This is a genomic window from Saccharopolyspora sp. NPDC045839 (assembly GCF_056431645.1).
In genome coordinates this window covers 45,084-68,299 of the sequence record NZ_JBWKKH010000014.1, presented here as the reverse complement: position 1 = coordinate 68,299, position 23,216 = coordinate 45,084, and the positions used below count along the sequence as shown (strand labels likewise).

19 protein-coding genes and 1 pseudogene are annotated in these 23,216 nt (G+C 69.2%); 5 read left to right on the top strand and 15 right to left on the bottom strand.

The window, feature by feature from the left end:
- Positions 1–240: 240 nt before the first annotated feature.
- Positions 241–1,899 carry a PQQ-binding-like beta-propeller repeat protein gene (locus tag AC07EQ_RS20890; protein WP_478389581.1) on the bottom strand — a complete coding sequence of 553 codons (1,659 nt, stop codon included), beginning with the start codon at positions 1,897–1,899 and terminating at the stop codon, positions 241–243.
- A complete protein-coding gene (locus AC07EQ_RS20885; protein ID WP_478389580.1) occupies positions 1,896–3,068 on the bottom strand; it encodes a DUF1972 domain-containing protein in 1,173 nt (390 codons plus the stop codon). Before AC07EQ_RS20885 ends, AC07EQ_RS20890 begins: the two co-directional genes overlap by 4 nt.
- Before the next feature lie 208 nt (positions 3,069–3,276).
- Between AC07EQ_RS20885 and AC07EQ_RS20880 the strand changes: the two genes are divergently transcribed.
- Positions 3,277–4,578, top strand: a complete 1,302-nt coding sequence (locus AC07EQ_RS20880) for an O-antigen ligase family protein (protein WP_478389579.1) — start codon at positions 3,277–3,279, stop codon at positions 4,576–4,578.
- Positions 4,579–4,580: 2 nt separating this feature from the next.
- Positions 4,581–5,723: a glycosyltransferase gene (locus tag AC07EQ_RS20875; protein WP_478389578.1), complete on the top strand. Its 1,143-nt coding sequence runs from the start codon at positions 4,581–4,583 to the stop codon at positions 5,721–5,723.
- Between the two features lie 15 nt (positions 5,724–5,738).
- Here the strand turns inward: AC07EQ_RS20875 and AC07EQ_RS20870 are convergent, their stop codons facing one another.
- From AC07EQ_RS20870 to AC07EQ_RS20840, 7 genes are all read right to left on the bottom strand, one after another.
- A complete protein-coding gene (locus AC07EQ_RS20870; protein ID WP_478389577.1) occupies positions 5,739–7,253 on the bottom strand; it encodes a sugar transferase in 1,515 nt (504 codons plus the stop codon).
- Between the two features lie 437 nt (positions 7,254–7,690).
- A complete protein-coding gene (locus tag AC07EQ_RS20865; protein WP_478389576.1) occupies positions 7,691–8,251 on the bottom strand; it encodes a hypothetical protein in 561 nt (186 codons plus the stop codon).
- A gap of 343 nt (positions 8,252–8,594) precedes the next feature.
- Entirely contained in the window at positions 8,595–8,813 is a 219-nt protein-coding gene (locus tag AC07EQ_RS20860) for a hypothetical protein (RefSeq protein ID WP_478389575.1), read from the bottom strand.
- A 427-nt stretch (positions 8,814–9,240) separates the two neighbouring features.
- The gene (locus AC07EQ_RS20855) at positions 9,241–9,663 is read right to left on the bottom strand and encodes an SRPBCC family protein (RefSeq protein ID WP_478389574.1); all 423 of its coding nucleotides are present in this window, start codon (positions 9,661–9,663) and stop codon (positions 9,241–9,243) included.
- 166 nt (positions 9,664–9,829) lie between these two features.
- On the bottom strand, positions 9,830–11,290 hold the full coding sequence (locus tag AC07EQ_RS20850) for an MFS transporter (RefSeq protein WP_478389573.1): 1,461 nt from the start codon (positions 11,288–11,290) through the stop codon (positions 9,830–9,832).
- 208 nt (positions 11,291–11,498) lie between these two features.
- Positions 11,499–11,903, bottom strand: coding sequence for a RidA family protein (locus tag AC07EQ_RS20845; protein WP_478389572.1), 405 nt, complete (start codon positions 11,901–11,903; stop codon positions 11,499–11,501).
- Between the two features lie 22 nt (positions 11,904–11,925).
- On the bottom strand, positions 11,926–12,756 hold the full coding sequence (locus tag AC07EQ_RS20840) for a phytanoyl-CoA dioxygenase family protein (protein ID WP_478389571.1): 831 nt from the start codon (positions 12,754–12,756) through the stop codon (positions 11,926–11,928).
- Positions 12,757–12,859: 103 nt separating this feature from the next.
- Between AC07EQ_RS20840 and AC07EQ_RS20835 the strand changes: the two genes are divergently transcribed.
- Entirely contained in the window at positions 12,860–13,522 is a 663-nt protein-coding gene (locus AC07EQ_RS20835) for a TetR/AcrR family transcriptional regulator (RefSeq protein ID WP_478389570.1), read from the top strand.
- A 25-nt stretch (positions 13,523–13,547) separates the two neighbouring features.
- Here the strand turns inward: AC07EQ_RS20835 and AC07EQ_RS20830 are convergent, their stop codons facing one another.
- The 4 genes and pseudogenes from AC07EQ_RS20830 to AC07EQ_RS20815 all read right to left on the bottom strand — a co-directional run bounded on the left by AC07EQ_RS20830 (position 13,548) and on the right by AC07EQ_RS20815 (position 17,695).
- Positions 13,548–13,874 carry an FAD-dependent oxidoreductase gene (locus AC07EQ_RS20830; RefSeq protein WP_478389569.1) on the bottom strand — a complete coding sequence of 109 codons (327 nt, stop codon included), beginning with the start codon at positions 13,872–13,874 and terminating at the stop codon, positions 13,548–13,550.
- A gap of 98 nt (positions 13,875–13,972) precedes the next feature.
- Positions 13,973–14,836: pseudogene (locus tag AC07EQ_RS20825) on the bottom strand (flavin monoamine oxidase family protein); the annotation flags it as partial.
- 36 nt (positions 14,837–14,872) lie between these two features.
- Positions 14,873–16,186, bottom strand: coding sequence for an NAD(P)/FAD-dependent oxidoreductase (locus AC07EQ_RS20820; protein ID WP_478389568.1), 1,314 nt, complete (start codon positions 16,184–16,186; stop codon positions 14,873–14,875).
- Positions 16,187–16,618: 432 nt separating this feature from the next.
- On the bottom strand, positions 16,619–17,695 hold the full coding sequence (locus tag AC07EQ_RS20815) for a glycosyltransferase (RefSeq protein ID WP_478389567.1): 1,077 nt from the start codon (positions 17,693–17,695) through the stop codon (positions 16,619–16,621).
- 664 nt (positions 17,696–18,359) lie between these two features.
- Here AC07EQ_RS20815 and AC07EQ_RS20810 point away from each other — a divergent pair.
- Positions 18,360–18,968, top strand: a complete 609-nt coding sequence (locus AC07EQ_RS20810) for a hypothetical protein (protein WP_478389566.1) — start codon at positions 18,360–18,362, stop codon at positions 18,966–18,968.
- Between the two features lie 172 nt (positions 18,969–19,140).
- On the opposite strand, the gene AC07EQ_RS20805 is transcribed toward AC07EQ_RS20810, so the two are convergent.
- A complete protein-coding gene (locus AC07EQ_RS20805) occupies positions 19,141–19,731 on the bottom strand; it encodes a DUF4232 domain-containing protein (protein WP_478389565.1) in 591 nt (196 codons plus the stop codon).
- 456 nt (positions 19,732–20,187) lie between these two features.
- Here AC07EQ_RS20805 and AC07EQ_RS20800 point away from each other — a divergent pair, with 456 nt between their 5' ends.
- Positions 20,188–22,107: an FAD-binding monooxygenase gene (locus AC07EQ_RS20800; RefSeq protein ID WP_478389564.1), complete on the top strand. Its 1,920-nt coding sequence runs from the start codon at positions 20,188–20,190 to the stop codon at positions 22,105–22,107.
- 24 nt (positions 22,108–22,131) lie between these two features.
- Here the strand turns inward: AC07EQ_RS20800 and AC07EQ_RS20795 are convergent, their stop codons facing one another.
- Positions 22,132–23,139 carry a glycosyltransferase gene (locus AC07EQ_RS20795; RefSeq protein ID WP_478389563.1) on the bottom strand — a complete coding sequence of 336 codons (1,008 nt, stop codon included), beginning with the start codon at positions 23,137–23,139 and terminating at the stop codon, positions 22,132–22,134.
- Positions 23,140–23,216: the final 77 nt, after the last annotated feature.

Below are 23,216 nucleotides of genomic sequence, written 5' to 3'. Positions count from 1 at the left end.
GCGTCTCCTGGATGCTTGATTCCTCCACGCGATGGCGGGGTGAGCTGCCGCAAGCGCGCAGCGCTCAACCCACCCTCGCAGCGTGCACCGCCGCGGGTTCTGAGCGGTCTTCTCGCGAGGACAGCCCCTCCGCCGCGTATCGGACATACATAAGGAGGGGCTCCCACAGCCGAGAAGGCCGCTCAGGTTCCGCTACCCGCACCGCCACGCAAAACGAGTTCGGAATCAATCCCCGCTGGATCAGCCGATGCTGCTGCGCGGGGTGCTGAGCACCGCTCCGTCGGCGTCGACCGCCCGGATCCAGTACTCGTTCCTGCCCTGGGGCGCTTGCTCGTCGGTGAAGCTCATCGTCGTCACCGACCACGACCAGGCGCTGCTGGTGGTGGTGTAGATCGGGTTCGCGGTTCCGCCGCGCATCACCTCGTAGCGGATCTCCCGGTTCTGCGCGTCCCAAGTTCCCGTCCACCTGATGGAGATTCCGCCGAACAGACGCCGGTCGAGCTCCGGGGCGGGGAAGGGCACCTGCGGCCCGTTGTTGACGGCGCCGGGCACGCCCCGGGCGGCGAACCGGGTCAGCGACTGCTGGGCACTGCCGTTGACCATCGTGAACTCGCCGCCGACCACCACGTAGCGACCGTCGGCGTCCACTGCCCACGGCCCGTTCAGCCACGGGCTGCCGGCGGGGCCGCCGTTGGTGTTGGGCAGCCACGGCAGCAATTCCGGAACCGGGTCGCCGAAGCGCACGTGGTTGACGTTGCGCTGGGCCGTTCCGGTGGCGATCGTCGTTTCGGCGAGCAGCCGGTGGTAGTCGATCGGTCCGTTCTCGGGGACGGCGTTGATGGCCTCGCAGTTGTGGGCGTGCGAGGCGCTGTAGAGCACACCTCCTGCTACCGCGACGCTTTGGGTGTCGCCGTAGCAGCCGTCCAACCAGCGCGGCTTGCCGGTGGCGATGTCGATGGCGCCTCTGCCCTCCAAGCGGGGATTGCCGCCGCGCCAGTTGTAGGAGCCGAGGTAGACCGTCCCCGTGCCGTCGGTGACCAGGTCCGTGATCGTGTCGTCGGGCGAGGGCGTGACCCATTCCCACGGCACGAGGGCACCGCTGGCCGCGTCGACCGCGGTGAGTCCGTGCCGGTAGGTGCCGTTGACGTTGTCGAAGGCTCCCCCGATCACCGTGCGCCCCTGGGCCGGGGCGGCCAGGACCGCGAAGACCTCCCGGTCCGCGGTCGGCGCCCAGGGCAGCAGCGCACCATTGCCGGTGGACACCGCGGCGAGCCGGGTGCGCGGCACGCCGTCGACGGCGTTGAAGCCGCCGCCGAGGTAGACGGTGTCGGCGGTGATCGACAGGCCACGGACCCGGCCGGCCACGCGGGGCTTGAAGTTCGGATCCAGCGCGCCGGTCGCCGCGTCGAAGGCGGCCACGCGCGAGCGCCACTGCCCGTCGACCTTGTCGAAGTCGCCGCCGACGTAGACCTTCTTCCCGTCCGGGGAAACCTCGATCCGGAACACGGTGTCGCAGATCCAACGCCCGGCGTCGGCGGGCTTGCAGAACGGTCCCGGGTCCGCGCCGGAGAACACGCTGCCGCTGACCACCGGTGCCCACGGCAGGAGTTCGCCGGTGGTCACGTCGAAGGCCAGCAGGTTGTTGCGGGTGACCTCACCCGGTCCCCCCGGCGCCACGCCGGGCGGGCGCGCCTTGCTGAACCTCCCGCCGGCGATGGCGGTGTTGCCCGCGATGGCTACCGCGAAGACGACACCGTCGGTCTGCGGCGTCGGCAGCGCCCCGGCGGTGGCCGGCTGCGGCAACTCCGCGGCGATCGCTGCCGGCCCCGGCACCACCGATGCCGACAACGCGGCGACGGCCACTGCGGCGACGCACGACAGCTTCCGCGCGCGATTCATCGGACCTCCTTGGTTTCCGGCATGGACACGGCCGCTGTGACGGCAGCCCGCGCGCCGGGCAACCCGCGCGGCGCGGGTCTCCGCCTGCCCACGAGCAGGACGCGGGCGGCCAGTTCTTCGTACTTCTGCGCTACCCCGTCCCACGTGTAGCGGTCGAGCGAGGCCACCTGCTCTTGTCCGCGCAGCAAGGTGCCCGATGGGTCGGCTTCCGCCGCGTCGCACAACGCCGCGAGATCGCCAGGATCTCGGAAGTAGCGGCCGAACGAGCCGAGGACTTCGCGGTTGAACCGCACGTCGAAGGCGGAAGTCGGGGCAGCGGCGCCCATCGCGCGCAGCAGCGAGGGGTTGGTGCCGCCGACGGAATGACCGTGGATGTAGGTCAAGGCGTTGCCGTAGAGCTGGTCCAGCAGCCGCTGGTCCCACACCGCGCCGAGCAAGCGCACGCGGGGATCGCCCTCCGCCGCTCGCGCGATGGTCGCGGTGTATTCGTCGGCGTAGGGCGCCGATCCCACCACGACCAGCGGGTGGCGGGCGTTGCTGCGGAGGTAGCCCTCGACCGCCACGTGCACGTGGTTCTCCGGTTCGAACCTGGCCACGACCAGGTGGTAGCGGCGGGGGCCGAGCCCGAGTTCGGTGATGCCGTCGGTCCCGACCTCGCCGAGGACCGGTGCCCCGTAAGGGATGTAGTCGGTCTCGGTGTTGAAGCGATCGCGGTAGTAGTCCTGGATTCCCCGGGCGTCGGCGATCAGCGCGTCGGACCAGCGGACGGCGAGCGCTTCGGCGCGGCGGTAGTAGGCCGACCCCGCAGGCCCCCACTTGGCCCGCTTCCACTCCAGGCCGTCGACGTGGATGATCGTGGGAATTCCGCGGAGCCCCAGCAGGGGCAGCAGCGGCGCGTTGGCGGCGTTGAACACCACCGCCACCTCCGGTGGCCGCACCACCGCGTGCAACGCCGAAAGGGCCGTGTGGCTCAGCGTTTCCAGTGTCTTGCGGCGCAGCGCGGGAAGATGCACCAGGCGCATCCCGAGGTGGCGCTCGGGGCGGGGGCCGCCGAGGTTGCGGCAGTACACCGTGACCTCGTGTCCGCGCTGGACCAGTCGTCTCCCCACCTCCTCGACGCACGTCTCGAAGCCGCCGTAGCGCGCGGGCACGCCGCGGGTTCCGATCATCGAAATCCGCATTCTCGTTCTACCGTTTCGTCGAAGGGCGGCCACCGGATCACGACGGGCAGCCCCGTAGCCGCGCAGCTGTTTCCGCGCGGCTCACTGGATTCGGTGCCCAGCTTGTAATATGTCGACGACGGGCAGTCGTTACACCGATTCCGCAACCCGTCTTCGGCGCATTCGCGCCCGAACCCACCTGATCCGAGGACCGGCCGTGAGCTGGAATGCCCTTCGACGCCGCTATGGCGTCGCGCGTCGCCGGGCCTTCGCCGCCGAGCGCTGGCCCGTCGTGTGCGTGCTCGCACTGATCGTGGCCAGCGAATACAAGTTCCGCGTTCGCGCCGACGACCAGTCGGTGTCCGGCTCACCCGACCTTTTCGTGCTGGCCGAAATCGCCGTCTACGCGGCCGTGGCGTGCTTCCTGTTCCTGCGCTTCCGCCCCACGTCCCAGGTGCGGCGCGCCGACTGGATCACCTGTTCGGCCTATGCCTACGCGGCGGTCCTGGTGCTTTCGGCGCTGTACTCGCCGTACCGCGAACTGGCCCTCGTGCGGGCCTGCCAGGTCGTGGTCGTGCTGGCGCTGAGCCGTTCGGTCGCCCGCCATTGCGCCCGGGATGCGTTGCACCGCATCGCCCACGCCTTCGCAGTCCTGGTCAGCGCCTCGGTCGTCTTCGGCGTGGTCGTGCCGTTCCCCCGGCTTCCGACGCAGCCCGACAGGTTCACCTGGCTGCACCTGCATCCGGTGGACGCGGGCCAGTTCCTCGCGCTCGCGGTGGTGATCCTGGTGGCGTACGCCTTCGGCCACCGGTTGGCCCGGCCCGGCCCGCACTGGCCGCTGCCCGTCTACCTCGTGCTGCTGGCGATCTGCGCCGCCGGGTTGATCGGGAGCAACACCCGGGGGGCCGCGTTCGGGGCGATCGTGGGTTGCCTGGTGATCGCGGGATTGCGCTGGCGCGGCCGCCGGCGGCTGGAGATCGCGGTGGCGTTGGCCCTCTTCCTGATCACCGCGTGGCTCGCCGCGGGGCCGCTGGTCGAGGCATTCTTCGTCCGCGGTGAGTCCGCCGAGCGGCTCGCGTCTTTGAACTCGCGAACGGACCTGTGGGCTTACGCGTTCGACGCCTTCCTCGAACGCCCGCTGTACGGCCACGGTCTCACCTCCTCGCAGGGTTTGTTCCTCGACGAGATCGGGTTGGGCGGCGGGCACAACGGGCTGGTGAACCTGCTGGTCGACGCCGGACTGCTCGGCGCGGTGGTGTGGCTCGTGCTGCTCGGCTGCGTCTTCACCGCAGCGGTCGCGCTGCGGAACCTCCGGCCCGAGCCGCGACTGGATCGCATCCTGATCCTCGGGGCGTTGTCGGGCTTGCTCGCCAACTCGATGTTCACCGAAGGGCTCGGTGCTCCGGCCAACGTCGCCTGCGTCTGGCTTTTCCTGCTGGCTGCGTGGACGAGCATGGCGAGTACGCGGAACCCGGCCTCGGTGCCGCCATCCCACATCCCCGTCGAAGAGCTGGAGTGACGTTGGCCCGACGAACCGCGCTGATGGTCCATCCCGGTGCCGAGCTGTACGGATCCGACCGCATATTCCTGGAATCGGTCATCGCGTTGACCGAGGCGGGCTGGCGGGTGGTGGTCGCGCTGCCCGAGCGCGGGCCGCTCGCCGACCGCCTGCGCGACCGCGGCGCGGACGTGGTCCGGTGCCCGACCCCGGTGCTGCGGAAGGCGGCGTTGCGCCCAGCCGGGTTCCTGCGACTGCTGCTGGAAGGCCTGCGAGCAGTGGCACCGACTTTGCGCTTGCTGCGGCGGACCCGCCCCGACGTCGTGTACGTCAATACCGTGACCGTGCCGTTGTGGCTCCTGCTCGCCCGCTCGACCCGGCGATCGGTGATCGCCCACGTGCACGAGGCTGAAGACAGCGCACCACGCCTGATCAGGACCGCGCTCGCCGCTCCCCTGCTGTGCGCTGTCTCGGTCGTGGTGAACAGCGAGGCCACGGCTCGCGCGATCACGCGACCGCTGCCCTGGCTGCGTCGCCGGATCCGCTTGGTCTACAACGGTGTTGCCGGGCCGGTGCATGCCGCGGCCCGTGGCGGTGAGCGACCCGATCCGGTCCGGATGGTGCTGGTCGGCCGACTGTCACCGCGCAAGGGCACCGACGTCGCGGTGCGCTCGATCGCCCGCTTGCGCGCCGATGGCCACGACGTCGTCCTCGAATTGCTGGGGTCCGCGTTCACCGGCTACGAGTGGTACGAGCGGCAGCTGGAGGACCTCGTACGGCGTCACGGCCTGGCCGGGGTGGTCGCCATCCGCGGTTTCCGCGCGGACGTGTGGGATGCCTACCGGGACGCCGACATCGCGCTGGTCCCGTCGCGGTTCGAGCCCTTCGGCAACACCGCTGTGGAGGCGCAGCTGGCCGGAACCCCGGTGATCGTGACCGATGTGCAGGGCTTGCCCGAGACCGTCGCGCAGGGGCGCTACGGCCGCGTCGTGCCCGCCGACGACCCCGACGCGCTCGCCGAAGCGATCAGCGATGCGCTTGCCGAATGGCAAGGAACTCTCGACACCGCAGCGCAGGCTCGCGAGCACGCCCAGGAGGTGTTCTCGCCGCAGCGCTACCGCGACGACATCGTCGCGATCGCGACCGACGTCGCCCGCTGCCGCTGACGGAGCCAACGGCCGTCAGTACGCGCCCTGCTTGGTCAGCACCGCGCGCACGGTCTTCCAGAGGATCACGGCGTCCATCGCCAGCGACCAGTTCTCCACGTACCGCAGGTCGAGCCGGACGCTTTCGGCCCACGACAGGTCGCTGCGGCCACTGACCTGCCAGAGCCCGGTGAGCCCCGGCTTGACCAGCAAGCGGCGCCCCACCTCGTAGTCGTAGGTCTCGGTCTCCTCCGGCAGTGGCGGCCGCGGACCGACCAGCGACATGTGCCCGGCGAGGACGTTGAACAGCTGCGGCAGCTCGTCGAGCGAGTACCGGCGCAGCAGTCGACCGACCTTGGTCACCCTCGGATCGCGGCGCAGTTTGAACAACGGCCCTGCCGCATCGTTGGCCGGGCGCAACGCGGTTCGCATCGCGTCCGCGCCCACCACCATCGTGCGGAACTTCAGCATCGTGAACGTGGTGCCGCCGCGCCCGGTCCGGCGCTGCCGGTAGATCACCGGTCCACCATCGGACAACTTGACGGCGAGGGCGATCACCAGCATCGCCGGCCCGATCAGGCCCAGCAGGAGCAGCGCGCTCACCCAGTCGGCGAGAGCCTTCACAACTCGGCGACCACCGGTGAAGGAGGGTTCGCTCACCTTCAGCATCGGCATCCCCAGCACCGACGACACGTGCAGCCGGGGACCGGCCACCTCCATCAGCACCGGGGCGACGACCATCTCGGCGGAGGTGTCCTCGATCTTCCACGCCAGCTCCTGCAGGCGACGTGGGGTCCAGTAGGAATCGGCGGTGATGGCGACCACCCGGTATCCGCCGCGCCGGACGTGCTCTGCGAGCTCGTCGACATCACCGATCACCGGAACGCCGTCCACCTCGCGGATCAGTCCCTCGCCGGCCTCGGGACGAAGGCACAGCGCTTGGATCTGCCATCCGACGTGTGGCTGCCGGCGGGTGCGGGCGATGAGGTCGCGCAGCGTGCGGGTACTGCCTGCCGCGATCACCGGTAGCAGGCACCTGCCGTCGCTGCGGGCGCTGTGCAGGTAGCGGCGCAGCACGTACCGCTGCGCGAGCACCAGCAGCGCAAGCGCGGGTAGGACGCCGAAAACCCATGGCCGCACGTTCAACGGCGGCACCGCAAGCCCCGCGACCGCCAGGACGACGCCGGCGGAGAAGATCCCTCGCCCCAGGCGCCGGTACTCCTCGTGTCCTTGCCCCAGGACCCTGACGTTCCAGGAACCGACCAGGGCCCACAACACGGCCACCGCGGTGAGCAACGCCAACACCGGCGGAGGCAGCACCGCGACGTCCAGCACTGCCACCCAGACCGCCCCGGCTGCCGAAGTCATCGCTGTTGCGATGGCGTCGCTGGCGATCACGGCGAGTCGGTATCGCCGTTCCCACATCGTCGCGGGAAGTGCGGGGAGCGGGTGGGCTGGGGGCGCCGTCGCGTTCAACCGCGGAGCCCGGACGAATCCGGCCGACCCCACCCCGTCCGGCAATGACATCGGTGCGCGCATCGGCTCCTGCATCGGACCCCTCTCCAGTTGGCAGAAACGTCCGTGCGGCGGAGGCGATCGGACGTCAGAGCTATCGGGGCCATCACGAATCCGTTACACGTTCCCCGACGGGAGGTGAACGGCCGTGCGGACTGGAAAGCTTCGTGCCGCGGCTACGTTCAGCCGGGGCTCGGACTCCCCGGGCTGATCGACGGCCCGCTCCGCGCTTGCGCGAGCGATCACGCTGACGCGCGGCCGTCGGCTGGTCCAGCGCTGACCGCTGCCGCCCCACCGGCGGTCTCCTCGTCACGATCCGACTCCCCGGCAACCCGCTGCCATCGCCCCAAGACCCATGAACGTCACGATCTCCGGCTGGAGTACCGGTAGGGCCACGACGGTCACCGGTCGTATGGCGGCGGGGCCCGCCGGGTTTCCCGACGGGCCCCGGTCTCCGCAGCGCGCGGCCGCGGTCAGCGGGCCGGCTTCACCGCCTTGGCGTAGCGGTTGATCGGCGGGAGCCAGCAGAACACGAGCGTCAGCAGGCAGCAGGGCCAAGCGGCCATGAGCATCCCGCCGACCGTGTCCGATCCCATGGCCGAGGTGCCGATGGCGGCGAAGTGGACGATGAAGGCGAGCACCGAGAACACGGTGAGCAGCACCCGAGCCCAGATCGTGCGGGCGAAGATCGTCCACACCAGCACCAGGATGCCGAAGCCGATCTCGACGCCCGCCCAGGCTGCCATGGCGCCCTGGAATTCGGCGACGAAGCCGTCCCACTGGCCGGTGCTGCGCATCAGTTCGACGAACGCGTCCTCGCTGAGGCCCGCGTCGTCCAGCAGGCCGGGCTCGATGCGGTCGATGTTGTTGACCAGCTCATCCTCGGCCAGCTGGTGGCCGCCGGCGAAGTTCAGGATCCCGGCGACGATCGGCAGCAGTCCGGACAGTCCGGCGAAGATCTGCAGGATGAGCAGCGTCACCGGTCGCTTCGGCGCGTGCACGTGCGCAGGCGCGGTGGTGGGGGCGTAGGTCATGGTCGGGGGTCTCCTCTTGGGGTGCAGTGCCGCGTGTCGCCCGGCGCGCCGGAGGAGTCGGCTCCGGCTGTCGGTACGACAGTCGTTCAGATGCAGCCCACCCGGTGGCGGTTCAGAATTCCCGCCAACCGTTATCCCCTCGATACCAACGGCGGTCCCGGAGACCCAGTTCCCGCGAGAAGAAATCCGCAGATCAGTCGCGCTGTCCTCGAGATCAGCGCGGACCGTCCACAGTGGCGTCCAATTGGTGCGGTCGGCGCGAGCAACGGGGACGGCATTCGGCGAGTCCCTCGGTTCGTCGTCGAAGAGGGCCTCGCCGAATCGCACGACTACTGCCGGGCCGTCACAAGCTGTACGTCCACAACTCGTACACGCCGTTGTTGGGCCGGCACTCGTGCGGCAGGTTCGGGCCCCCTCCGGTCATGTCTTCCCAGGCCTTCTCGCACTGGGCCTCGGTGTAGTACCAATGCCCCGTGTAGGTCCAGCCTTCCGCTGCCGCGGGCGTTGCGGTGGCCGCCAGCACACTGAGCCCGAGAACGGCGCCGATTGCGAACTTCTTCACCAGAGTCCTCCCGTTGACCATCATGCAGTTGCGCTTCAGCCGAATCCAGACGTCCGACGCGTTCTCATCGGCCGTCATCGTTCTTTCGCGGGGCAAAGCGGGAGTGCCGCACCAACCGCTGTGCCGACCGGGATTGATCGGTGCCGATGTCGATGACGCAGCAGCACCGGCTTCGACTCCCCCACGGCTTGACGGATGCGCAGGCCCGCACTGCCCGGCGACCGCAACCGACGGTCAAGATTCCACGTGCACCAGGACGACAGCCATTCGCAGCACGCAACTCTGCCCGAACATCCATCCTTCTTGCCCCGTCCGTCCGGCCAACCGACCGTCGACGCTGCCGATCGTCCTCGCCGGCCGCCCAAACCGAAGTGTCGCTAGCGGCGGACGATGACCAACGTCCCCAAAGTCGGCTCCGGCAGGCACATCAGTGGTCCGGCGCTTCGCAGGTCCGCTTCAGGGCGGCGGCCTCGGACTCGACGAACCGGCGGATGCGGCCCGCCAATACCGGCGCCAGCAGCCAGGCGAAACCGCCGGTGAAGTCGATCCGCAACCGCACCTCGCTGCCCGCATCCGTGGCCGCGATCCGGTGCGTGGCGACCATCCGGCCGCCCCCGAACCGGGCCGCCCAGACGAACGAAGCGCCCGGTTCGACCTCGACCACGACCCAGACGGCGGCGGCGACCCCCGGCTGCTCGACCACGAACCGGTGGCCGACCCGCAGTTCACCGTCCAGCGCCGCGATCGAGGTCGCGGTGGGTGTCCACTCGGGCCAGTTCAGCACGTCCGCCAGCACCGCCCACACCTCGGTTGGAGATGCGGCGATCGCCACGGTGGTCTCGTGTCGCATCCCCGGCACCGTACCGCCGAACGACCGCGTTCCGGCCGACTTGGCGAAACCTCGCCGCCCCGCCAGGACCTCGCGCATCGGCGCCACGGGCGGCTGAGCAGTGGACGCGGCTGGCCGCGTGGCGGGTGCCCGACGAGCGCGGCCCGGATCGGCGGGCGCTGCGATGTCAAGGCCCTTGCCGGCTGTGACGGTGGCGTCGGCAGGCGATCGTGCGGCTCGCTATTCCCCTGCTGCTGCGCGGAGCTCTTCCGCGACGACTCCTTCGAGCGAACGCCCCGTCGTTCGGGGGCCGAACACGAGGACGATGATCGAGAACACGATGTAGGAGACCGCCGCGGTGATCATCAGCCCGGCGACGCCCCAGCCGCCGTAGACCGCTGCGCCGAGGACACCCGAGGCAGCACCGCCGAACTTCCCCATGCTCATGACGATCCCGCTGCCCAGGCCGCGGGCGTTCGTGGGCATCACCTCCGGGATGTAGGCGTAGTACACGGTGACGACGAGTCCGGTGACGATGCCGGCGAGGCCCCCCCGACACAACGACGGCCCAGCTGTCGGTCGAGACGCCGAGGACGACGAGCGGGATCGCGGTGATGAGGGATGCCGCGAAGACGAGGGTCTTCCGTTCCACCCGGTCCATGAGGAGCAGTCCGATGACGGGCGTGATGACGTAGACCACGTTCCAGATGAGCTGGATCTCGTATGCCTCGACCTCGGGGTACTCGAGCCCGTCGACCAGTGCGTAGAGCGCCCAGTTCTGGAACAGGTACAGACCGAGGGTCGATCCGAAGTAGCCCACGGAAAGGACGGCGGTGGTGCGCAGCACTCCCTTGTTCGCGAGGAGCCGGCGAAGGGTGAGCTCCTTCGGGCCTGCCGGCACGGGCTGCGGCTCGCTCAGCGGTCCTCGACGGAGCGCACGGGCCTCGAGCCGCTCGACGATCTCCGTCGCTTTGCCGATGTTCCCGCGAATGACGTACCAGCGCACGGACTCCGGCATGAGGAGACGCACCAGAGGGGCGATCAGCAGACCGACGCTGCCCCACATGAACAGGTGGCGCCAGGCGTCCGGTCCGGCGTTGGGGATCACGGCGAACGCGAGCAGCGCGACCACCGGAGCGATGATCACGAAGGCGAGGGTCACGATCGACACGAAGCGGCCGCGTGACTTGGTCGGGAACATCTCGGCGATGTAGACGAGTAGCGCCGACGTCGCGGCCTGCACTCCGATTCCCGTGATCACCCGGGCGACGAGCATCAGCTCGAAGTTCGGCGCGAGCGCCGTCGCCAGCGCCCCGGCCGAGTAGAGGACGGTCGACCAGACGAGGACCCACCGGCGGCCGAACTTGTCGGAGAGGCGCCCACCGACCAGGGCGCCCACGATCATCCCGCCGAAGAAGGCACTGCCGATCAGGCCGATCTGCCCGAGATCGAACGTGGTGTCCTCGATGATCGCCGGGATCACGTAGGCGAAGAGTGCGTTGTCGTAGTACTCAAGAGTGAGGTTGGCGGTCAGGAGCGCGATCCAGACGATGTGCGGCAGCATCACGGGCAAGCGGTCGAGCCGCGCAGGCACGTCGGTGGGGCTCTTCGGGCGGACAGCCGTGTCCGCGTTGTCTTGAAGACCCATTGTTCTCCCTTTCCATGCGACAACGCTGTCGCACACGCGAGCGGGGAGGAGCAAGCACGCGCGAAAGTGCGTGCAGATCAGGAAACCGGCAACCCGATGGGCCGTCGCCGCCGGAGCGGCGGTAGCGCGTCAGTGCGGTTCGACTGCGACCGAGGGCAACCGGAGTCCCTCGGTCGCAGCTGGTGCCGGGCCGCGAGGTGCCTCGAGGTCAGCCCTCTCCGCTGCCCGCCACGGCGACGACACGGATCTCCACCAAGAACTCGGGGCGGGCCAGCTGGGTCACCCCGACCGCGGTCCACGATGGATACCGGTCGGGGAGGTACTCGTCCTTGACCCGGGTGAACTCCTCGACGTCGCCCCGGAGATCGGTGTGGAACGTGGTCAGTTCGACGATGTCGGCCAGGCTTGCACCGGCGGCTTCGAGGACGTTCTTCACGCCCTCGAACGCGAATCGGGCCTGGGCTTCCATGCCATCGCCCGGCGTCGTGGTGGCCGGGTCGATCCCGACCTGACCGGACACCCAGATCGTGTCGCCGACCCGGGTCGCCTGCGAGAAGTGCAGCCTGTCGTAGATCGCCCGGGTGGCGGGCGGGTTGATCGATCGGCGCTTCATGTCGCCTCCTCACGGGATTTGGTCAGACGACCTGACGGAAGATGGGCGAGCGGAACGGGTCTCCCGGGTTCAGCTTCGCCATCTCCTCGGCGAAGAGGACGCCGTTGCGGGCGTAGCGCGGGTTCGACTCCGGCAGGGGCCGGAACGTGGCGTCGTCGCCGAAGAAGCGCAGCACCAGCGTGTGCCGGTCCGGGCACCCGGCATCGACGCCGGCGCCACCGTGCAGCGAACGGGGATGGAGCACGACGACATCACCGGGATCGACCTCCCACGAGATCACGTCGTAGGCGTCGGGGTCGACCGCGCGTTCGGCGTCGATGTTCGGCAGCCGAGGCAGCGTGCCGTCACCGTAGAGCAGGTCGGTGGGATCGTCGGCGTTGGCGAAGCTGGCCCCGTCGTACTGGATGCCGCGGTGGGAGCTGCGGACGATTTCCAGCGAGTTCTGCTTGGGGATGTGCTGGAAGGAGATCCAGGCGTTGCCCCAGTGCTCGCCTGCCCACGGCAGGTTCGCGGTGTCCTGGTGCCAAGGTCCGCGACCGCTCTTCCCGCCGGCCTTGAGGAACACCTCCTCGGCGAAGTACCAGACGTGCTCCGAGCCCCACAGGTCGGCGAACAGCCGGCCGAGGGGCAGCGACGACACCAGGTCGTCCAGCCGGTCCTTGGCGAGCGGGTTGGCGTTGTCGATGTGGGTCTGCAGCTTGGTCCCGTCGAGACCCTGGAACACGTGAGGGCCGGGGTTGGCGACGGCCCAGTCGAACGCCTCGCGGCACTGCGCCAGCTGCGCGTCGTCGAGGCAGTCCTCGATGAGGACGGCGCCGTCGTCCCGGAACGCTTCCCGCACTGACTCGTCCATCGGTGGCTCCATTTCTCGTATCGGTTGTGATGGGAAACACGGTAGGAGTCCGCTCGGTTTCACACAACGATCGTTATGAAAATTGTGTGGCAGAATCGGCGGGGTGCCGAACACGAAGGCCCGGCCGGCGGGTGGCGAGGGCGGAACCGAGCCGGCCGTGCAGCGTGGCCGCCCGACCGGGGACCACGCCGCGAAGCGGGCGGAGCTGCTGAAGGCGGCGACGTCGGTGATCGCGCGGGAGGGCTACGCCAACGCATCACTGCGCAAGGTGGCCCAGCGCGCGGGGTGCACGACCGGGGCGGTGACCTACTACTTCGCGAACAAGGAGGAACTGGTCACCGCGTTGACCGAAAGCCGGTTCGACACCTACGACGCGATGCTGGAATCCGCCCGGGAGCACACCGACATCAAAGCGCTCTTCCAGCGGTGGCTGGATCTGACCACCGGCGATCCCGAATTCTGGCCGGTGATGTCCCAACTGCTCGCCCACGCCCGATACGAACCCGCCCTCGCCACCGTCATCGAGCAGCGCTACGCGCACTACCGCGACATGTACACCACGATCCTCCAAGCCGGCCAAGCACGAGGCACCGTCCGCGACGACATCCCCCCGGACCTGCTCGCCGATCAGCTCGTCGCCATGGGCGACGGCTGGATGCTGATGCACCCCTTCGAACCCCAGAGATTCACCCCGAGCCGGGTCCAGGCCCTCACCGACGCCGCCCTCGCCCTGATCACCCCCACCCCGGGCACGCCTGGCTCATAACCCGCGCACTTCCCGCGGCGCGCGATCAGTCGCCGTCGGCCAGTGCGCGAGCGATGTCCCGGGCCGCCTTGGCTCCGGTCGCGATGGCGCCGTCGATGCCACCGACGCCGACCGCCGCGATGTCACCACCGGCGAAGTGGATGCGCCCGTGGGGCTCGCGCATCAGCGGCGCGGCCCGGGTCAGGTTCCCCGGCCGGTGGTGAACCCAGGTGCCCTGCGAGAACTCGTCGCCGACCCAGTCGTGAGCGGCGGTGGCCACCACTTCGATGTCGGGGACGAAGATCCGCAGGGCCTGCTGCACCGCCTCCCGGTCCTCGGCGCTGATCGTCGAGGCGTCGGAGCAGAAGCACACGATGAGCGTGTCGCCGTCGTGGCGGTATTCCGTCTTGGCCGTGTTGATGGGGTGCTTGCCGACCGGGGCGTTGCCACGAAGGGCTCGATCTCGCCCTTGGCCCGCGCCCAGATCTTGGTCGTCTTCATCGGGTTCCCCTGGTCGATCATGGTGCGCACGGGCTGCGCGACCGGAGGCGTGATGGCCACGTCGTTCAGGGTGTTGAGCGGGAGCGCGATCACCGCCCGCCGTGCTCGGATGCGCTCGCCGTCGCGGGTCGTCACGACGACCCCGGCTCCGTCGTCCTCGATCGCCGCCACCGGCGTGGACAGGCGCAGCTCGGCCTTCGAATCGCCGGTGATCGCGTCGAGCAGGCGCTTGGTCCCGCCCTCGATCGGCCAGTGACCGGCCGTCTCGATGAACGCGCCCCAATCGCCGAAATTGGCCGCGACCCACAAGAGGAACTGCGCCATGCCCTGCTCGCGGTAGGAGTGGACCAGCGACGACACCATGCCGTCGAGCACGTCACGGTCCCATGTGGACAATTCCAGCGAGTCGAGCCGGTCCCCGAGCGTCTCCTGCTCGATCGCACTGGCGTCGACGGCTGCGACGTCGAACGGCCGTGGAAACCGCTCCCGCGCGTCGGCCACGAATCGAGCGACCAGCGGGTCGCCGAAACCGGCGTACTCGACCGGGGTTCCGGAATGCACGTCGCCATTGGCGAGCCAGTGGATCTTCTCGATCTCCAGCGGCGTCGACAGGCCGATGTCGTAGCGCTCCAGCTCGCGCCAGACGTTCGGCTGGGTCCAGTGCGCGTACGCGCCGCCGAACTCCACCGAGCGGCCGAAGGCTTCACCCGAGAAGGTCCGGCCGCCGATCCGGTCGCGCGCTTCCAGATGAATCACCGAGCAGCCCTCGACACTGAGATCCCGGGCCGCGATCACGCCGGCGAACCCGGCGCCGACTACCGCAACGTCATACATGTCACGAACTCCCGTCATGAGTCCTTGAAGGACATTTCAGCCCTTGCGGCCGTGGAGGCGGTCCGACATCCGGTCGATCATCCACATGGCACGCAGGGCAAGCGGGTTGGAGATGGGCGTCGGCGCGAACCGCGGCTGTGCTCGCCAGACGGCGCTGAGGTCGTCGTGCGGTTCGTCGCCGGCGAGCCGGTCGGCGAGCAGCGTGCCGAGGTAGGGCGCCTGGGCGAGGCCGTGGCCGTTGCAGCCGATGGCGTAGAAGACGTTCCGCGTCGCTTCACCGGCGACGGGCAACCACGGCGGGGTCATCGCGATCCACCCGCCCCACGTCCGGTCCAGCGCGACGTCGCGAAGCGACGGGAACCGGGAGCGGAAGCCGCGGGCGAGGTCCGCGACGGCCGCCGGGTCCGGGCCACGGGTCTCCAGCGCTCCCCGCCCCACCTGGAGCCGGCGAACACCGAAGACGATCGTGTTGCGCGGCGTGAGGCGGTAGCTCTCCATGATGTTGTGCTTGGTCGCGATGCCGGCACGACTCGTCCAGCCGGTCGCTTCCAGGCGTGCGGGCTCGATCGGTTCGGTCTCGACCATGCGAACCCAGATCGGCGTCGCCAGCCGCTTCGGGGCGATCGCGAGGTCGCGCGAGTAGGCGTTGGTGGCGAGCACGACCCGCTCGGCACGGACGCGGCCTCCCGGCACGCTGACGACGACTCCTGCACCGGTGGGCTCCACAGCTCGCACGGGAGTGCGCTCGAAAACCCTCGCACCCGAGCCGAGAAGCGCCTCCCGAACCCCGCGCGCGAACTTCCCGGGGTTCATCAGTCCTCCGAGGGGTTCGAGGAGACCGCCGAGGAACGCGTCCGGCAGACCGAGATCGCGGCCATCGCCGAACTCGGCGTCCGCCCCCGCCTTCTGGAGAATCTTCGCGATTCGCCGCACCTTCTGGAGCTGTCCCGTGGAGACCGCTGCCCCTACGTTGCCGGTCGGCTCGTAGTCGCAGTCGATCTCGAGCCGCTCGAGCAGTTCCTCCGTGAAGCGGACCGATCCCTGCGCGAAGCGGACGATGCCGCGAAGACGGTGCGGGTGCAGCGCGCCCAGGAGCTGGGGATCACCGGCCGGCGAAGCCGACAGCTGGCCTGCGTTGCGAGAGCTCGCCCCGAAGCCGCAGAACTCGGCCTCGAGCAAGACGACGTCGGCGCCTCGTTCGGCCAGCCGCAGTGCGGCCGCCATGCCGGCATACCCGCCACCGACGACGGCGACATCGCAGGTGAGTTCACCCTCGAGCGCCGGCACGACTTCCGTGGGGGGATCGATCCAACCGCTGAACGACGAGTAGGTGATTCCATCGACGGTCACATCGCACCTCTTCTGCTGTTGGGCCGACGCCGCCGACGGCGTCGATCCAGGCGCGGAAGCCGAACGCTCCCGACTCAGCTGCCTCGGTCGCCGCCAGGACCCGCCCGCCGCAACGTCGTGCATGTTGGTCGCGAGCGCCAGACGACTGGAGGGGACCATACCGAGCCCCCGAGATTTTGCGCAACAGTCGTTATGAAAATCTGGAGGAAGGCGGTCCCACCCGGCGAAGGCTCGATGCGAGCGCGCAGGGTGCGGATCTCGATCCGGCCCAGGGCCCCGCGATGCGGGGACACAGCCCGCAGGGCAGCCCCTGCGGGCGGCGATCAGACCGAACCAGGAAGCCACTATCCGCAGCTGAACACGCTGGTCACCCGGTGGCAGCCACCCGCACGCGTTGCGGCGGCCCTCCTGGATGAGCGGCGCTCTCGGGGATCATGCCGGTACCGGCTCGGCGCACGACTCGATCACGTCGCCGACGATCTTCTCCAGCCCCGGAAGAGCGATCATTCGCCGCCGAACCGCGGATACCGCAGCGCGGTAACGCTTTTCGGTGAGAACCTCGAAAGTCGCGTCCCGGACCTGCGAAGGGGTTGCGGTGAACCGGTCGAGCAGCAGCCCCATGCCCCGCGCGGCCATTTCTCTTCCGTTGAGCGGCTGGTCGGCGAACCACGGAAGCATCACCATCGGGGTTTCGGCCTCGATCGCTTCTCGCGATCCACCGAACCCGCAATGCGTGACGAACACGTCGGCGCGCCGGAGCACGAGCGTTTGCGGCGCGTAGTCCACCACGCGGATGCGGCGAGGCTGTGGGAGGTACTGGGAGACGTTGCCGCGTCCGACCGCGACGATCACGGCGCCGTCGAAGTCCGCCAGGGCTTCGAGAACGGTGCGGTTCGCCCGGTGGAAACCGGCCGCCATGCCTGGCGCGCAGTTCCCGGAACTCCCGAGCATCACGTAGACCAAGGGCGTGTCGTGCGGCAGCTCACGTACCCAGCGCGGGAGCCCTTCGCGGGCCTGCCTGGGGTTCTCGTGCCGGTAGGGCTGGACTGCCGGAATGGGCAGGTCTGCGAGGAAGAGTTCCCGCGGTGCGGGGGTGAGCACCACGTGGTCCAGGCTGCTCGGTGTCCGGGGTTCGGGGCCGAGGCCGAGCGCCGAGCGGTGTTCGGTCAGCCTCGGACGGATGTGATCGGCGTGGTGATCCCAGACGTTGCGCAGCAGGCCGTTGTCGGCGGAGAGGTTCCGGATTCCCAGCGACAGCGCCAGAAGCGGTCCCGCCCACTCCGCGCAGTCGTTGACGACGACGTCGGGGGCCCAGTGCCGCGAGTGTTCCAGCAGGTCCTCGAACATCGGCAGCACGCACTGCCCGGCCAGGACCTCGCCGTAGAGCACCCGGCAGAAGGCTTCGTTGCCATCCCGGGCCAAGGCCGACGTCAGCCGCCGCTCGATGTCCGGGTCCGCGGTCCAGTCGAGCCCGGCCGGCAGGTGGGGTATGCCGTACGACCTGGTCACGAGGCGCTCCATCGACGCCGCTGTCGCCAGCCGCACGTCGTGCCCGCGCCTGAGCAGCGCTCGCGCCAACGGTTCGTGCGGCCGGATGTGGGCCGGCAGGGCCAGTGATGTGAACAGGATTCTCAGCGGTCTCGCAGCGACCGCCCGCGATCCGGGGCCGGCCGTTCCCGGCAGCGGATCGGCCGGCGGAAGATGCTGCGCCGTAGACGGATCGGCCTCGTCGGCGACGGATGACGGATTCCCATCCGCCGAGTTCATGCGTTATCAGCGCAGAACACGCACTGTCCTTCCGTGTGGGGTTCGTCACCGGGACCTGGCCGCGATCGACGCGATGCATCTGCGAGCATTCCTACCGGCCTCGGAGGATTGGCGGGTACCCGCGAACCGTGGTGCTGCCTGAACGCTGCAGGAGTCTGCCTCTTCGGTCATCGCCGAGGCTCGGGAGAGCCGTGTCGTCGAGCGGATGCGCTCAACCGCGTCCCGGTGACCGGCTATCCACATAGGACACGCAGATCATGGTGAAATCGGCAACGAGCCGTTCATCGAATGTCCGCACGATGACTGGAACAACGGGGCCATCAACGCCTTCTACGAGGACATCGCCGACCACGTCATCAAGTATCGTGCTGCGCATTTCCCGGACGAGTGCAAGACCAGGCTCTACATGGGATCGCTCAACCACCTCGACGATCCCGAGTGGACAGGTGAGGGCACCGAGCGCTGGATGGCCTACGTCCGCGACACCCCGGAGATCGAGGGCACGGACATCCATCCGCACGTTGCGAACCTGAGCGACGCCGATGCCTACCTCGACTACGTCCTGCCCCGGCTGGGTCCGGATAAGAATTTCCTCGCCACCGAGTTCTCCCGTGTGCAGCTCTGGCAGGAGCATCTCACCGACCGGGTGTCCCGCGAGTACGCGGACAAGTACGACATCCCGCCGGACACCCGGGTGTGGCAGGTCATCAAGAACGCGCTCGACAAGCCGTTCCCGCAGGAACGGTGGTACGACTTCCTGCGCACCAGCTCGTGGTTCGAGAAAAACAAGAACTTCCTGCACGACCAGACGCAGAAGTTCCGGGCCACCGGCAAGCTCGCCGTGGCCACCTACGGGGTCGGCCAGGACGCCGCCATGTCGAACGGCTTCGGCCCGGACAAGAAGCCGTGGCTGCTGAACAGCCTGTTCGCCTCGCGCACGGTGCAGCCCCTCCCCGACGGCACCCCCGCTCCCAACTACGCCTGGCTCGACGAGTTCAAGGCCCTGCAGCATTGACTCCTGCGCTGCGAGCGGAAAGAAGTGCTACCGCACGACTTTCTCCCCATCGGCAAAGTCGCCCCGCCGGCTGGAAACGCTCGGCCGGGACACCCCAGCCGAGCGTTCTGCCACGCGATTCGTCACCGCCGACACGCTGCGGTGTTGCGACGGCTCCCCAGATCCATCGCCGTCAGCCCAGCTCTTCCGGGGTGGACACCAGCGAGCTGACCCGCAGGTGCTCCGCGGCGAATCGCATCTCGTCGCCGACGACGTTGATCGGCTGCGGCTCGGACATGTCCGGCAGCGAGGACTGGAACCCGGTGAGGACATTGGCGTTCGGGTCGTTGCTGTCGGTCAGGATCATGCCGATGCCGGCGTACGCGCTCTCGCCGGGCTGGAGGGTGAATTCCTCGGGCGCGTCGGGAAGCCGCACGTCCTCGACGGGCAGTTCCTCGATCGGCGAGCCGCTCATGTCCAGGCCCTGGAGGTTGGGCACGCCGCCGTTGATCGTGCAGGTCTTGTCCGACCGGTTCTCGTACGACACGATGAAGCTGCCGGGCTCGCCCTCCACAGGTGTGGCAGAGATGCGGAAATCGGCTTCCGAGCAGTTCGACGTGCCGATGTCCCCGCCGCCCCCGCCCGAGGCCAAACCGGCATTGGCCGCGCCACGCTCGGGCGCCGGCGAGGGCTGGAGCGCGGAGGCGGCTCCGCAGCCGGTGATCAGCAGTGCCCCACCCAGAATACCGGTGATGGCCGTCGTCATACGGTGGCGCTTGAGCACGGTGCTCTCCTTTTCCTCAGGTGTATCAGCGGTTTCTCACCGCTTTGTCATCCCGGAAGACGCACCATGCCCACCGGGGTTGCGTCCACCCGCACGAAATCGGACGAGTCCGGGCAACGTTGCCCGAAGGGGCACCGAACCCGTGATCGACTTGACTCGGAGAGACCGAGAGGGATCTTCCCGGAACCCACGCGGCTCTCCGCTTGAAAGCGCGGACACCCATGTGCCGCGGTACAGCTTCGCTCCTCCCAGGAGCGACCGGCCGCCTTCGTGAACGGCTCGCACATGTCGATTCGTGGCGCCCACGGCCGTTGGCTGTTCTTCATAGCAGAACAGACTTTCCGTCAGGGCGTCACTGCCGCACGATGGAACGTGCTACCCGGTAGTCCGCGGCAAGGCTCGGCAGCCCACGCCCTGACGGCCCCGGGTGGTCCGATGCCCAGAGGAGCAAGACCAGTGCAGTTCTATCTCGACGGCTACAAGCCCGGTGACCCGTTCGTCGCGGACCCCCACCCGTCCCTGGCCGACCGTCCAGGCGGCCTGCCGGACACGGCCGATGTTCTGATCATCGGCTGCGGTCCGGCCGGGCTGGTCCTGGCGGCCCAGCTCGCCGAGTTCCCCGAGATCCACACCGTGATCGTCGACCGGCGGGACGGACCGCTCGAGGTCGGCCAAGCCGACGGCGTGGCGTGCCGGACGGTGGAGATGTTCGAGGCGTTCGGCCTGGCCGACCAGCTCGTCCACGAGGGCTACCAGGTCAACGAAGTGACCTTCTGGCGACCGGACCCCCAGGACGGCACCTCCATCGTCCGGACCGGACGCATCGACGACGTCGAGGACGGCATCTCCGAGATGCCGCACATGATCGTCAACCAGGCACGGATGCTGGCCTATCTGCGCGACCACATGCGCCGCTCCGCCTCCCGTGCCGAACCCAGCTACGGGCTGCACGCCACCGACGTGCGGATCGACACCGACGCCAACGACGAACACCCGGTCACGGTCACACTCCAGCACGTCAAGGACTTCCAGCCGACCGGGGAAAGCTCGACCATCCGCGCCCGGTACGTCGTCGGTTGCGACGGCTCGCGCAGCGGCACCCGGGAAGCCATCGGCCGCCGTCTCAAGGGCGACACGGCCAACCAGTCATGGGGCGTGCTGGACGTCCTCGCCGTCACCGACTTCCCCGACATCCGGCTCAAGTCCGCCATCCACTCCGAGCAGGGCAGCATCCTGGTCATCCCGCGCGAAGGCGGTTACCTGGTCCGGCTCTACATCGAGCTCGACAACGACCGGGACGCCGAGATGCTCCGCGAGCGCAGCGTGACCCCGGAGAAACTCGCCGCAGTCGCCGGCCGGATCCTGCACCCCTACACCCTCGAGGTGAAGCACGTCGGGTGGTGGGCGGTCTACGAGATCGGCCAGCGCCTCTGCGATCGCTTCGACGACGTCCCCGACGCCGAGACCGACACCCGTCAGCCTCGCGTGTTCATCGCCGGCGACGCCTGCCACACCCACAGCGCGAAGGCCGGGCAGGGCATGAACGTCTCGATGGCCGACGCCTGGAACCTCGGGTGGAAGCTCGGCACCGTGCTCCGCGGGACCTCGCGACCCGAGGTGCTGCGCACCTACTCGGCGGAACGGCAGAAGGTCGCCCAGCAGCTCATCGACTTCGACCGCGAATTCGCTGCGCTGTTCAGCACCCGGCCGGACAGCGATAAGGACGCCGACCCGGCGCGGTTCCAGCACTACTTCCGCGAGCAGGGTCGGTTCACCGCCGGGGTCGCGGTCCGCTACGAGCCCTCGGTCCTCACCGCGGCACCGACCCACCAGCACCTGGCGGCGGGCTTCCCGATCGGGATGCGGTTCCACTCCGCGCCGGTCATCCGGCTGGCCGACGCCAAGCCGATGCACCTCGGCCACGCAGCCCGGGCCGACGGCGCCTGGCGCCTCTACGCGTTCGCCGACCGGGCCCATCCCGGCGGCCCCGATTCCCGGCTGCGGGAACTGGCCGGGTTCCTGGCCTCGGAAGGCTCACCGATCGCCCGGTTCACCCCGCCCGGCGCCGACCCCGACTCGGTGATCGATGTCCGGGCCGTCCTCCAGCAGGGACATCGCGACGTCACCGTCGATGACCTGCCGCCGGTCCTCCTCCCCCGCAAGGGATCGTTCGAGCTCATCGACTACGAGAAGGTCTTCTGCCCCGATCCGGCCACCGACATCTTCGATCTGCGCGGTTTGGACCGGGACCGCGGAGCCCTCGTGGTCGTCCGGCCGGACCAGTACGTCGCGAACGTCCTCCCCCTCGACGCCCACGACGAACTCGTCGACTTCCTCGGCAGCACGTTGGTCGAGGTCGGGACGCCGACCTGCTAACACGTCACCAGCACAGCGGTCATCTCAGCCAACGATGGGCCCCTGGGTGATTTCCTTGATGACATCGGCGGGGCCGGGACGAGCGTCGTTCTCCGCGGCGGCGGCCCGGGCCCGATCGCGGAAGGTACCCTCCCCCAACGCCCGCCGCACCGCGGGGAAGATCTCGTCCCCGCGGTCAACGGTGATCGCCGCTCCGGCGGCAGCGGCGCGGGCGGCATTGATCGGCTGATCGGCGCCCTGCGGCCACAACACCATGGGAAGACCGTGTGCCAGGGCGCCGAGGACCGTGCCGGGACCACCGGCACCGACGACAAGATCCGCTCGGTCGAGAAGCTGGCCGAGCGGCACGAACGGCACGAAGTGCACCTCGACGCCGTCGGGTCGCCGGCTCGGCCGGGTGCCGTCATCGCCCGCGGCCGGGTTCCTCATCGACGAGCCCACAGTGGCGATCACGTTGACGTCGCGGCCTGCCGTCGCCCCCACGGTCGTGTCCAGCACATCCGGGTCGGAGAAGATCGTGCCCAGGGTGACCAGCACCGTGGGCTTGGCCGGGTCCGCGAAGGCCGGCGGTTCGAATGCCATGTCGCGGGGGCGTCGGTGGGCTTGCGCACGCAGCGGCAGCACGGGTACGCGGCTGGACCAGTCGGGGTCCTGCAGTTGTGGTGGACACGGGTCGATGTAGCTCAGCGGCTCAACGGGGTCCAGCCCGGCGTCCCGATAGCGCGAAGCCGCGACGCGCTCGATCTCGGTGATCACAGCGGGCGTCGCGGGGCCGATACCCACCTGGTACCAGGGGATCCCGAGAGCGGCTGCGACCATCGGACCGATCGCGTCGAACATCTCGGCCACGATCAGGTCGGGCGCCCACTCGCGGCCAAGACTGATCGTTTCATCGCCGCCGAGGTCCACGCGGGAGCCGCCGAAGATCTCCCCGATGAGTTCGGGCCCCGGGTGGAAAGGGTCTGCGCCGGTGCGGCGGGCAGCGTCCTCGGAGAACTCCATCGGCATCGCACCCGCGGCCAGGAACTCCACCTCGGATGCGAGCTCCGGACCGACCTCGTCCCGCACGCCGGCGCTGGTCGCCAGCGCAACGGCATGCCCCGCCTCGA

Bases quoted from the DNA above. Each gene is read 5' to 3' on its own strand.
- AC07EQ_RS20890 (WP_478389581.1), bottom strand. From the start codon at position 1,899: ATGAATCGCGCGCGGAAGCTGTCGTGCGTCGCCGCAGTGGCCGTCGCC.
- AC07EQ_RS20865 (WP_478389576.1), bottom strand. From the start codon at position 8,251: ATGACCTACGCCCCCACCACCGCGCCTGCGCACGTGCACGCGCCGAAG.
- AC07EQ_RS20810 (WP_478389566.1), top strand. From the start codon at position 18,360: ATGGGATCGCTCAACCACCTCGACGATCCCGAGTGGACAGGTGAGGGC.
- AC07EQ_RS20845 (WP_478389572.1), bottom strand. From the start codon at position 11,903: ATGAAGCGCCGATCGATCAACCCGCCCGCCACCCGGGCGATCTACGAC.
- AC07EQ_RS20870 (WP_478389577.1), bottom strand. From the start codon at position 7,253: ATGCAGGAGCCGATGCGCGCACCGATGTCATTGCCGGACGGGGTGGGG.
- AC07EQ_RS20885 (WP_478389580.1), bottom strand. From the start codon at position 3,068: ATGATCGGAACCCGCGGCGTGCCCGCGCGCTACGGCGGCTTCGAGACG.
- AC07EQ_RS20850 (WP_478389573.1), bottom strand. From the start codon at position 11,290: ATGGGTCTTCAAGACAACGCGGACACGGCTGTCCGCCCGAAGAGCCCC.
- AC07EQ_RS20840 (WP_478389571.1), bottom strand. From the start codon at position 12,756: ATGGACGAGTCAGTGCGGGAAGCGTTCCGGGACGACGGCGCCGTCCTC.
- AC07EQ_RS20855 (WP_478389574.1), bottom strand. From the start codon at position 9,663: ATGCGACACGAGACCACCGTGGCGATCGCCGCATCTCCAACCGAGGTG.